This is a genomic window from Bradyrhizobium sp. MI1.7 (assembly GCF_055811795.1).
Window position 1 is genome coordinate 72,765 of record NZ_JBVVPO010000040.1, and the last position, 10,549, is coordinate 83,313.

The window sequence follows — 10,549 nt, forward strand, 5'->3', positions numbered from 1 at the left end:
GCTTCGTCATTGCGAGGAGCTCGCGACAAAATTGCGAAGCAATTTTGCGTTGTAGCGACGAAGCAATCCAGAAATGCATCAGCGGAGGCAGTCTGGATTGCTTCGCTTCGCTCGCAATGACGATGTGGATGCTACTCCGCCACCAGCGCATTCATGTGCTCGACGGCCTCGGCAAATTCTTCCTTGAACTCCTGCACCACCGCGCCCGCCGACTTCACGCTGTCGATCAGGCCGACGCCCTGGCCGACGAAATAGCTGACGAGGTCGCGCGCTTTGGCGTTGCCGCTCGCCGCCGCGCGGTCGATCGCGTTGAAGGCGTCGCGGCTGATGACGCTTTGCAGCGGCATCGGCAGCGCGCCTGGGCTTTCCGGCGCGCGGTCCCAGGCATCGGTCCAGACCGAGCGGAGCTGGCGTGCCGGCTTGCCGGTGCGCCCCTTCGAACGGATCGCGTCGCGCGAGGATGCCGCGATCATCTTCTCGCGGAAGATCTCCGTGGTCTCGGCCTCGACGGTGGCGAGCCACACCGAACCGGTCCAGGCGCCGGCCGCGCCCATCGCCATGCAGGCGGCCATCTGCCGTCCCGTCATGATGCCGCCGGCCGCGAGCACCGGCACGTCGCGGATGTTCTTGATCGCCTTGATCACCTCCGGCACCAGCACCAGGGTGGAGACCTCGCCGCAATGGCCGCCGGCCTCGGTGCCCTGCACCACGAGAATGTCGACGCCGGCCGCAACCTGCCGCAACGCATGCTCCTTGGCGCCGACGAGGGCGGCAACCGGCACGCCGTGCTTCCTGCCCATCTCGATCATCGCCTTCGGCGGCACGCCCAGCGCGTTGGCGATCAATCGGATCGGATGGTTGAAGGAGACCTCGAGCAGCTGAAGTGCGGTCTTCGCGTCGAACGGTTGCGGCTGATTGTCGGCCACATCACTTGTCGTCAACTCGATATCGTACTTCATCAGGAGGTCGCGCGTGTAGGCGCGGTGCTCCTGCGGTACGCGCGCCTCCAGGCTCTTCCAGGTGACGTCCTTCTCGCCCGCGGTCGAGATGTTTTCGGGGATCAGGACGTCGATGCCGTAGGGCTTGCCGTCGACATGCTCGTCGATCCATTTCAGCTCGCGTTCGAGCGTGTCGGGCGTGTGCACGGTGGCACCCAACACGCCAAAGCCGCCGGCACGGCTGACGGCGGCAACGACGTCGCGGCAATGGCTGAAGGCGAGCAGCGGGAACTCGATGCCCAGCATGTCGCAGATCGGCGATTTCATGGCTCTCTCCCGGCAGCCGTCGCGTTGCTGTTGTTGCTTTGCTTGAGCGAAGGCGCTTCGAAGCTAGCCCATCGTCGTCAACGATGCCAATCCGGATTTGGCCGCGCATCTTGCGTGCAGACGCCACGCGGCGGATGAGCCATTCCGCTGCACAAAATAAACAGGCCAGAGCCCGCCGATTTGTCTCTTGCGCTTTTGTGAGTCTGTGAGAATGCTGGCGCAAACAAAGAGAAAACAGCGAGGGAGCGCCAACCGATGTCGCAAGCGCAAGCGAGTCCGGCTCGAACCGTGAAAGCTTACGACGTGGTCGTCGTCGGCGCGGGCTTTGCCGGCATGTACATGCTGCACCGCCTGCGCGGTCTTGGCTTCTCGGCGCGCGTCTATGAGCAGGGCGGTGGCGTCGGCGGCACCTGGTACTGGAATCGCTATCCCGGCGCGCGCTGCGATGTCGAGAGCATGCAGTATTCCTACTCGTTCTCGGAAGAGCTTCAGCAGGAGTGGGACTGGAGCGAGCGCTACGCGCCGCAGCCGGAGATCCTGAACTACGCCAACCACGTTGCCGACCGTTTTGATCTTCGCCGCGACATCCAGTTCGACACCCGCGTCGAGCGCGCGGCGTTCGACGCGCGGGCGAAGTGCTGGTCGGTGACGACGTCCGACGGCAAGACGGTTGAGGCGCAGTTCATCGTGCTCGCGACCGGCTGCCTCTCGAACGCGCGCAAGCCCGACATCAAGGGCCTTGAGAGCTTCAAGGGACCGGTCTACCACACTGGCAGCTGGCCGCATGAAGACGTCGACTTCACGGGCTTGCGCGTCGGCTTGATCGGGACGGGATCGTCTGGCATCCAATCGACGCCCGTCATCGCCGAACAAGCAAGACATCTCACCGTGTTTCAGCGCACGGCGAATTTTTCGATTCCCGCGCGCAACGCCGCGCTGACCGACGAAGAACGCAGTAACGTCCGCAAGACCTATCCGGAGATCCGCCGCTTCGCCCGCGAAGTCGCGCGCAACGGCATTTTCGCCGAGCAACCCGATCGCGGCGCGCTCGACGACAGCGATGAGACCAGGAATGGCAAATATTCGGCGCGCTGGGAGCGCGGCGGGCTCACCTTCATGTATGTCTACAACAATCTCGGCCTCGAGCCGTCCGCGAACGATACCGCGGCGAACTTCGTGCGCAGCAAGATCGCCGAGATCGTGAAGGACCCCGAAACCGCGAAGCTGCTCCAGCCCAACAGCCATCCGATCGGCACCAAGCGCATCTGCATCGATACGGATTATTTCGCGACCTTCAACCGGCCGAACGTCTCGCTGGTCGATATCAAGACCAATCCGATCGAGGAGATCACCGCGAATGCCGTGCGTGTCGCAGGCAAGGACCACGAGGTCGACGCGCTGGTGATGGCGACGGGGTTCGATGCCATGACCGGCTCGGTCGCGAAGATCGACATCAGTGGCCCGGGCGGACGGACGCTGAACGAGAAATGGGCGGAAGGCCCAAAGACCTATCTCGGGCTGATGAGCGCGGGCTTTCCGAACCTCTTCATCATCACCGGCCCCGGCAGTCCGTCGGTGCTCTCGAACATGATCGTCTCGATCGAGCAGCATGTCGATTGGATCACCGATTGCCTCGTCCACATGCGCAGGCAGGGTGTTGCCACCATGGAGGCAAGCGGGGAGGCCGAGGACAAGTGGGTCGCCCATGTCAACGAGGTCGCCCGCGGCACGCTCTATCCGCAGGCCAATTCCTGGTACATGGGCGCCAACATTCCAGGCAAGCCGCGCATCTTCATGCCCTATATCGGCGGCGTCGGTGTCTACCGCCGGATCTGCGACGAGGTCGCGGCGAAGGGATATGAGGGGTTTTTGCTGGGGCGGGCCGAGCAGGGGCTGACGGCAGCCGCGTCCTGAACCTGGCTCTTTCCGATCGTTATTCCCGGGGGGCGCGGAGCGGCGGGCGCGGAACGAGGGCGGGGAAGTGGCCTGCCATGACGAAACGTAGAGTTGCCCTGCCCGGCAATGCATTTCTGCGCCCTTGCCATCGGCCATTCGCGGGCTAATTAATGCAGGCGCATCTTTTTCGCCGGAGCCCCCGCATGACCGACGCCCCCGCCTACGTGCCGCCCAAAGTCTGGACCTGGAACAAGGAGAACGGCGGGCAGTTCGCCAGCATCAACCGCCCCATTGCCGGCGCGACCCACGACAAGGAGCTGCCGGTCGGCAAGCATCCCTTCCAGCTCTATTCGCTGGCGACGCCGAATGGCGTGAAGGTCACGGTGATGCTGGAGGAACTGCTGGCGCTCGGCCACAAGGGCGCGGAATACGATGCCTGGCTGATCAGGATCGGCAATGGCGACCAGTTCGGCAGCGGCTTTGTCGACATCAACCCGAATTCGAAAATTCCCGCGCTGGTGGACCGCTCCGGTCCGGAGCCGATCCGGGTGTTCGAATCCGGCTCGATCCTGGTCTATCTCGCCGAGAAGTTCGGCGCCTTCCTGCCAAAGGACATCAAGAGCCGCACCGAGGCGATGTCCTGGCTGTTCTGGCAGATGGGCAGCGCGCCCTATCTCGGCGGCGGTTTTGGTCACTTCTACGCCTACGCGCCGACCAAGATCGAATACGCCATCGACCGCTTTGCGATGGAGGTCAAGCGCCAGCTCGACGTGCTCGACCGGCGCCTTGCCGACAACGAGTACCTCGCGGGCAATGATTACACCATCGCCGACATCGCGGTGTGGCCCTGGTACGGCGCGCTCGCCAAGGGGCTGGTCTATGGCGCCGGCGAATTCCTGTCGGTGCAGGACTACAAGCACGTGCAGCGCTGGACCGATCAGATCGCCAAGCGTCCGGCCGTCAAGCGCGGCCGCATGGTCAACCGCGTCTCCGGCGATCCCGCCAGCCAGCTCCACGAGCGGCACGACGCCGGCGATTTCGACACCAAGACCCAGGACAAGATCGGCGAGCCGGCCGCGACGTAGGTGGTGCTCGCTTCACCTCGCCCCACTTGCGGGGAGAGGTCGAATTCGATCGAAGATCGAATTCGGGTGAGGGGGACTCTCCGCGAGTCCAACTCACACTGTTTTCTCGGAGGCAGCCCCTCACCCCAGCCCTCTCCCCGTAAGAACGGGGCGAGGGAGCGCGATGGCGCGGCCTACTTCCCCTTCGCCCCTTCCGCCGCCGGAAACACCACTCGATCATCCGTGCGGCAGTAGCGATCGGCGAACATGCGGCCGATCGGGTGATAGCGGTCCATGTGCACCCGCATCGCCTTGTCGTCCCACAGTTCGTCGCGGATATGGAAGTGGATGCCTTCGCCCATGATCAGCCGGCGATCGTCGTTGACGTCGATCATCTTCCAGAGCTTGCACTCCATCGCCCAGGGCGTGTCGGCGAGCCGCGGCACGGCGATCTTCGCCGACGGTGCGAGCTTCAGCCCGAGATAGTCAGGCTCGCCCACTTCAGGGGGAAAGTCGCCGCTGCTCTCGTGCATGGCCTTCGCCAGCGGCTCGTCGGCGAGGTTGACCACGAACTCGCCAGTGCGCTGGATGTTGAGGAACGTGTCCTTGTCCTGGCCGTTGGGCTTGCGGTTCGCCGCGAACATGCACAGCGGCGGATCTTCGCAGAAGGCGTTGAAGAAGCTGAACGGCGCGGCGTTGACGATTCCGGTCGGCCCGACCGAGGTCACCCACGCGATCGGCCGTGGCAGGATGAAGGACGTCAGCACCTTGTAGCGCTCGCGTGGCGTCAGGTCGCTGGCGGCGTATTCCATGGTGGCTCCGTGAGTTGTCGCCCCGCTCATGTCCGCCGAAGCTTTAGCGAAGGCGGATGCGGGGAGAGGTCGAATTCGATCGCAGATCGAATTCGGGTGAGGGGGTACAGGTCCCTCGATGATCTCACGTGTAGAGAGAGGCCCCTCACCCCAACCCTCTCCCCGTAAGAACGGGGAGAGGGGGAGGAGAGACTTTTACGCCATGCTCAGCTCGTGGCGTCCCACCACCATCCAGTGCACCTCGTCCGGACCGTCGGCGAAGCGCAGATGGCGCACGTCCTGGTACATCTCGGCAAGCGGGGTCCAGTGCGAGATGCCGGTGGCACCGTGCATCTGGATCGACTGGTCGATGATCTTGCAGGCGCGCTCCGGCACCATGGCCTTGACCATGGAGACCCAGACGCGGGCCTCCTTGTTGCCGAGCACGTCCATGGCCTTGGCGGCCTTCAGCACCATCAGCCGCATCGCCTCGATCTCGCAGCGCGCCTGCGCGATGATCTGCATGTTGCCGCCGAGATGGGCAATCTTCTTGCCGAAGGCCTCACGGGTGAGGCCACGCTGCACCATCAGATCAAGCGCCTTCTCGGCCTTGCCGATGGTGCGCATGCAGTGATGGATGCGGCCCGGGCCGAGGCGGAGCTGCGAGATCTCGAAGCCGCGGCCTTCGCCGAGCAGCATGTTCTCCTTGGGCACGCGGACGTTGTTGAAGCGCATGTGCATGTGGCCGCGCGGGGCGTGGTCCTGGCCGAATACGTACATGGGCCCGAGCACCTCGACGCCGGGCGTATCGCGCGGCACCAGGATCTGCGACTGCTGCTTGCTCGGCGCCGCATCCGGATTGGTCTTCACCATCACGATGAGGATCTTGCAGCGGGGATCGCCGACGCCGGAGATGTAATATTTCTCGCCGTTGATGACCCATTCGTCGCCGACGAGCTTTGCGGTCGTCGAAATGTTCTTGGCGTCGGAGGAGGCGACGTTCGGCTCGGTCATGACATAGGCCGAGCGGATCTCGCCGTCCATCAGCGGCTTCAGCCACTTCTCCTTCTGCTCCTTGGTGCCGACGCGCTCCAACACTTCCATGTTGCCCGTGTCCGGCGCCGAGCAGTTCATCGTCTCGGAGGCCAGCGGACTCTTGCCCAGTTCGGAGGCGATATAGGCGTAGTCGAGATTCTTCAGGCCCTGGCCGGTCTCGTCGTCGGGCAGGAAGAAGTTCCACAGGCCTTCCTTCTTGGCCTTGTTCTTGGCGACCTCGAGCACCTCGAGCTGCTTCGGGGTGAAGCTCCAGCGATCCTGCTTGCCTTCGCCGGCCTTGGCGAATTCGATCGACATCGGCTCGACGGTGTCGCGGATGAATTTCCTGACGTGATCGTAGAGCGGCCGGACCTGGTCCGACATGCGCAGATCGTTGAGCTCGTCGCCGGGATTGAGAGTGTAGTTGGTGGTGCGGGGTATGTAGGCGTGCTTTGTCATTGTTCCTCCCGGGGTCACTGAGATCGCGTTGGGCCGCAGAATAGTCGCAGCGCGGCCAAAGCGCGAGCGCACATTTTTTCAGGCGACCCATGCCATGCGATGGAATATCGCGAGCGTGTTTGAAATGTTGTTTGAACGGGGTGAGGAGGCAGGTGCGGGCCGCACTCACTGTTGTCATCGCCCGGCTTGACCGGACGATCCAGTACTCCGTGACGTCAGCGATTTACGGAGAAGCCGCGGCGTACTGGATTCCCCGCTCCAGTGCGCAATTGCGCACAAGGCGGGGAATGACACCGTCCTGGAGCAATCAGTTCGGCAGCCGATGCATCGCGCAGATCTTGTTGCCATCGAGGTCGCGCAAATAAGCGATGTAGAGCTTGTTCCCTGCGCCCTCCCGGATGCCGGGCGGATTCTCGATCGGCGTTCCGCCGGCGGCGACACCGGCTGCGTGCCACTTGTCGACCTGCTCAGGCGAGTTGGCGGCAAAGCCGATGGTGCTGCCATTCGCACACGTGGCGGCCTCGCCGTTGATCGGCTTCGTCACCGAGAACACGCCGGTCTTGGTGATGTAGAAGATGCGATGGCCGTCGACCCTGGCCGGGCGCACCTCGAGCGTGCCGAGCAGCTGGTCGTAAAAAGCCTTGGCCTTGTCGAGATCGTTGGTGCCGATCATGATGTGTGAGAACATTTGCCCATTCCCCTCAGAGTTTGTAGCCCGGATGGAGCGCAGCGAAATCCGGGTCTTGCTTGTTTTTGAAAATCCCGGATTACGCTTCGCTCCATCCGGGCTACGAGATTCAAAACGCCGTATAGCCGCCGTCGATCACGAACGTATCCGCGGTGTGATACGACGACGCCTTGCTCATCAGATACACCGCGATGCCGCCGAAATCGCTGGCCTCGCCGAAGCGCCGCATCGGAATGCGCGGCATCACATTGGCGACGAACTTCTCGTTGGCCATGATGCCCGCGGTCATGTCGCTCTTGATCCAGCCGGGCAGGATCGCGTTCGCGGTGACGCCGTGACGCGCCAGCTCGACGCCGAGCGCGCGCACCAGCGCGTTGATCGCGGCCTTGGTCGCGGCATAATGCTCGTTGCGCGCCGTGCCGAAGATCGAGGCGAGGCTCGATGTCGCGACCAGCCGGCCGAAGGGATCGCCGGCATTGGCGCGTTCGGTCATGTGTTTTGCGGCGGCCTGGAACGCGTGGAACACGCCGTCGAGATTGGTCGCAAACATCGTGCGCCATTCTTCCTCGGTGCGCTCGATGAAGGAACGCCGGCCGCCGCCGCCGATTCCGGCATTGGCAAAGCAGCCGTCGACCCGGCCGAAAATGTCGAGCGTCGCCTTCATCGCGGCATTGACCGAAGCCGGATCGGTGACGTCGCAGACGCGGGTGTCGACCTTGCCGGAGAGGCCCGTCATGCTCGCGGCAGCAGCCTTGTTCTTGTCAGGATTGCGGCCCCAGATCGAGACGTTGCAGCCCTGGCCGGCGAGCGCCTGCGCGATGCCGAGCCCGATACCGCCATTTCCGCCGGTGATCACGGCGACGCGGCCGGTGAGGTCGAAAAGGTTCATGGCGCGTTTCCTGTTTTTGGCACGGGCGCGCACCAGCCTGTGCGCGCAAGATTGTGCGATACGACGACAAGGTATGTTCGGACCACCATGGACAAGGCCGCGACAAAAATCAAATATGCGCCCCGGCAAAACTAATTCCGGTCTGCGAAACATCGCTAGTACCAACTGACGAGGAAACCATGCAGTTCAAACACGTCACGCTCGATTTCGATGGTTCGGTCGCGATCCTCCGGCTCGACCATCAGGAGGTGATGAACGCGGTCTCCATGGACATGCTGGGTGGCCTCTCCGATGCCCTCGACGCGATCGAGGAGAAGAAGGGCGAGGTCCGCTGCGTGGTGCTGACCGGCGCGGGGCGGGCGTTCTGCACCGGTGCGAATCTGCAGGGGCGCAACAACCAGTCGAAGAAAACCAAGGCCGGCCTGACGCTCGAGACCGGCTTTCATCCCTTCTTGCGGCGCATCCGCAATCTGCATTGCCCGATCGTGACCGCGGTCAACGGCCCGGCGGCCGGCGCCGGCATGAGCTTCGCACTGCTCGGCGACATGATTTTGTGCGCGCGGTCCTCTTATTTTCTTCAAGCGTTTCGTCGCATCGGCCTGGTGCCGGATTGCGGCTCGACCTGGCTGCTGCCGCGCCTGATCGGCCGGGCGCGCTCGGTCGAATTGTCGCTGATGGGTGAGCGGCTGCCGGCCGAGAAGGCGCTGGAATGGGGCCTCGTCAACCGCGTCTATGACGACGGCGTGCTGATGGAGGAGGCGATGAAGCTTGCGCGCGACCTTGCCAGCGGCCCGACCGTCGCGCTGTCGCTGATCCGCAAGCTCTACTGGGACAGCCCCGAAAATTCGTTCGAGGATCAGCTCAATCTCGAATTCCAGTGCCAGCTGCGTGCCGGCGACACGGACGATTTCCGTGAAGGCGTTGGCGCGTTCCTGGAGAAGCGCCCGGCGCAGTTCAAAGGCAAATGATCGAGGCCGAGCTCTCCCGCAGCGTCGCGCGCTGGTGCGAAGGGGCGACCGGCGTCACCGGCGCAGCAAAACTGTCCGGCGGCGCCAGCCAGGAAACCTGGCGCTTCGACATCGAGCATCCCGATGGGCTGATCGGCGCGATCCTGCGACGCTCGCCGAAGGGCTATGGCGCCGCGCCGACGCGCGCGGCGGGTCTCGCCGCTGAAGCGCAGTTGATGCAGCTCGCTTTCGAGGCAGGCGTGCCGTCGCCGCGCGTCATGCATGTGCTGACGCCGGACGAAAATCTCGGCACCGGCTTCATCATGCAGCGGGTCGAGGGCGAGACCATCGCCCGCAAGATTCTTCGCGATGATGAGTACGCGGCGGCGCGGCCGCGTCTCGCGCGGCAGATCGGTGGCGTGCTCGCCGGCCTGCACAAACTGCCGCAGGACAAGCTGCCCGAGCTGCGCAGCCGGTCCGCGACTCAGGAGATCGGCGAGTTCGAGCGCGACTATCGCAGCCTGAACTGGCCCAAGCCCGTGTTCGAGCTGGCGCTGCGCTGGCTGCGCGACCATGATCCCGGTCCCTCGGCCGAGATGACGCTGGTGCACGGCGATTTCCGCAACGGCAATCTGATCATCGGCGCCGACGGTGTCCGTGCCGTGCTCGACTGGGAGCTCGCCCATCTCGGCGATCCCATGGAGGATCTCGGCTGGGTCTGCGTCAATTCCTGGCGTTTTGGTGAGATCGACAAGCCGGTCGGCGGTTTTGGCACACGCGAGGAGTTGTTTGCCGGCTACGAAGCGGCAGGCCGAAAAGTCGATCCCGTGCGCGTAAAATTCTGGGAAGTGATGGGCACGCTGCGCTGGGGCATCATGTGCGGCGGCATGATGCAGCGGTTTCGCGAGGGGCCTGACCATTCGATGGAACGCGCCATGATCGGCCGCCGCGCCAGCGAGACCGAGATCGATCTGTTGCGGCTGCTGGCGCCGCGCGGGAGCTGACACATGCAGGACGAACCAACACCGACCGAGCTGACCAAGGCGGTCGCCGATTTCCTCCGCAACGACATCACGCCGCTGATCTCGGGCCACCAGGCCTTCAAGCTGCGCGTCGCCGTCAACATCCTCGACCTCGTCACGCGGCAGCTGACGCAGGAGGAGGGGAGCGACGCGAAGGAAGTCGAGCGTTTGCGCGCGCTGATGGGCATGGATGGCTCGGTCACCGATCTCAACCGCGCGCTCGCCGAGCGCATCGCCACGGGCGAGATCGACCTCGCAACGCCGGGGCTCGCCGAGCATCTGTGGGCGACCACGATGGACAAGCTCGCGGTGGACCAGCCGAATTACGCGTCATACAAGCGGGAGCTGGGGCGATAGGCGGGTAGACGGTGCCATATTCTCCGCTGTCATGGCCCCCCCAGTGGGGGATTTGGGGCCGGGGGGGGGGGGGGCGGTTTTAAGAGACGGGCGGGGGGTTGGGTTGTGGGGCGGGGGGAGGGGTTGGCCCCGGCAC

At 64.1% G+C, this 10,549-nt stretch carries 10 protein-coding genes; 5 read left to right on the plus strand and 5 right to left on the minus strand.

The genetic code is table 11. The features are described from left to right. Nucleotides 1-131: 131 nt before the first annotated feature. On the minus strand, nt 132-1,265 hold the full coding sequence (locus AC0L3X_RS30015; RefSeq protein WP_063984690.1) for a nitronate monooxygenase: 1,134 nt from the start codon (nt 1,263-1,265) through the stop codon (nt 132-134). Nucleotides 1,266-1,520: 255 nt separating this feature from the next. Between AC0L3X_RS30015 and AC0L3X_RS30020 the strand changes: the two genes are divergently transcribed. After that, a complete protein-coding gene (locus AC0L3X_RS30020) occupies nt 1,521-3,179 on the plus strand; it encodes a flavin-containing monooxygenase (protein ID WP_063984689.1) in 1,659 nt (552 codons plus the stop codon). Nucleotides 3,180-3,364: 185 nt separating this feature from the next. Further along, entirely contained in the window at nt 3,365-4,246 is an 882-nt protein-coding gene (gene yghU, locus AC0L3X_RS30025) for a glutathione-dependent disulfide-bond oxidoreductase (RefSeq protein ID WP_063984688.1), read from the plus strand. A gap of 173 nt (nt 4,247-4,419) precedes the next feature. Here yghU and AC0L3X_RS30030 read toward each other — a convergent pair whose 3' ends face one another. From AC0L3X_RS30030 to AC0L3X_RS30045, 4 genes are all read right to left on the minus strand, one after another. After that, the gene (locus tag AC0L3X_RS30030; protein ID WP_063984687.1) at nt 4,420-5,037 is read right to left on the minus strand and encodes a flavin reductase family protein; all 618 of its coding nucleotides are present in this window, start codon (nt 5,035-5,037) and stop codon (nt 4,420-4,422) included. Between the two features lie 195 nt (nt 5,038-5,232). Beyond that, nucleotides 5,233-6,510, minus strand: a complete 1,278-nt coding sequence (locus AC0L3X_RS30035; protein WP_063984686.1) for an acyl-CoA dehydrogenase family protein — start codon at nt 6,508-6,510, stop codon at nt 5,233-5,235. A gap of 307 nt (nt 6,511-6,817) precedes the next feature. Further along, nucleotides 6,818-7,198 (minus strand): VOC family protein, encoded by a 381-nt coding sequence (locus AC0L3X_RS30040; protein ID WP_231144415.1) that lies wholly within the window; start codon nt 7,196-7,198, stop codon nt 6,818-6,820. Nucleotides 7,199-7,307: 109 nt separating this feature from the next. Further along, entirely contained in the window at nt 7,308-8,087 is a 780-nt protein-coding gene (locus tag AC0L3X_RS30045; RefSeq protein WP_063986559.1) for an SDR family NAD(P)-dependent oxidoreductase, read from the minus strand. Nucleotides 8,088-8,266: 179 nt separating this feature from the next. Here AC0L3X_RS30045 and AC0L3X_RS30050 point away from each other — a divergent pair, with 179 nt between their 5' ends. Genes AC0L3X_RS30050 through AC0L3X_RS30060 form a run of 3 tightly spaced genes read left to right on the plus strand, consistent with a single transcriptional unit; the run spans nt 8,267 to nt 10,413 of the window. Then, nucleotides 8,267-9,055: an enoyl-CoA hydratase/isomerase gene (locus tag AC0L3X_RS30050; RefSeq protein ID WP_028146899.1), complete on the plus strand. Its 789-nt coding sequence runs from the start codon at nt 8,267-8,269 to the stop codon at nt 9,053-9,055. Then, nucleotides 9,052-10,038: a phosphotransferase family protein gene (locus AC0L3X_RS30055; protein WP_063984685.1), complete on the plus strand. Its 987-nt coding sequence runs from the start codon at nt 9,052-9,054 to the stop codon at nt 10,036-10,038. The genes AC0L3X_RS30050 and AC0L3X_RS30055 overlap by 4 nt, the downstream gene beginning before the upstream one ends. 3 nt (nt 10,039-10,041) lie before the next feature. Further along, on the plus strand, nt 10,042-10,413 hold the full coding sequence (locus AC0L3X_RS30060; RefSeq protein WP_063984684.1) for a DUF6285 domain-containing protein: 372 nt from the start codon (nt 10,042-10,044) through the stop codon (nt 10,411-10,413). The last annotated feature ends 136 nt before the right edge of the window (nt 10,414-10,549 follow it).

What these genes read in the sequence shown, in the direction of transcription:
- AC0L3X_RS30015 (WP_063984690.1), bottom strand. Translation starts at nt 1,265, where the DNA reads ATGAAATCGCCGATCTGCGACATGCTGGGCATCGAGTTCCCGCTGCTC.
- AC0L3X_RS30020 (WP_063984689.1), top strand. Translation starts at nt 1,521, where the DNA reads ATGTCGCAAGCGCAAGCGAGTCCGGCTCGAACCGTGAAAGCTTACGAC.
- yghU (WP_063984688.1), top strand. Translation starts at nt 3,365, where the DNA reads ATGACCGACGCCCCCGCCTACGTGCCGCCCAAAGTCTGGACCTGGAAC.
- AC0L3X_RS30030 (WP_063984687.1), bottom strand. Translation starts at nt 5,037, where the DNA reads ATGGAATACGCCGCCAGCGACCTGACGCCACGCGAGCGCTACAAGGTG.
- AC0L3X_RS30035 (WP_063984686.1), bottom strand. Translation starts at nt 6,510, where the DNA reads ATGACAAAGCACGCCTACATACCCCGCACCACCAACTACACTCTCAAT.
- AC0L3X_RS30040 (WP_231144415.1), bottom strand. Translation starts at nt 7,198, where the DNA reads ATGTTCTCACACATCATGATCGGCACCAACGATCTCGACAAGGCCAAG.
- AC0L3X_RS30045 (WP_063986559.1), bottom strand. Translation starts at nt 8,087, where the DNA reads ATGAACCTTTTCGACCTCACCGGCCGCGTCGCCGTGATCACCGGCGGA.
- AC0L3X_RS30050 (WP_028146899.1), top strand. Translation starts at nt 8,267, where the DNA reads ATGCAGTTCAAACACGTCACGCTCGATTTCGATGGTTCGGTCGCGATC.
- AC0L3X_RS30055 (WP_063984685.1), top strand. Translation starts at nt 9,052, where the DNA reads ATGATCGAGGCCGAGCTCTCCCGCAGCGTCGCGCGCTGGTGCGAAGGG.
- AC0L3X_RS30060 (WP_063984684.1), top strand. Translation starts at nt 10,042, where the DNA reads ATGCAGGACGAACCAACACCGACCGAGCTGACCAAGGCGGTCGCCGAT.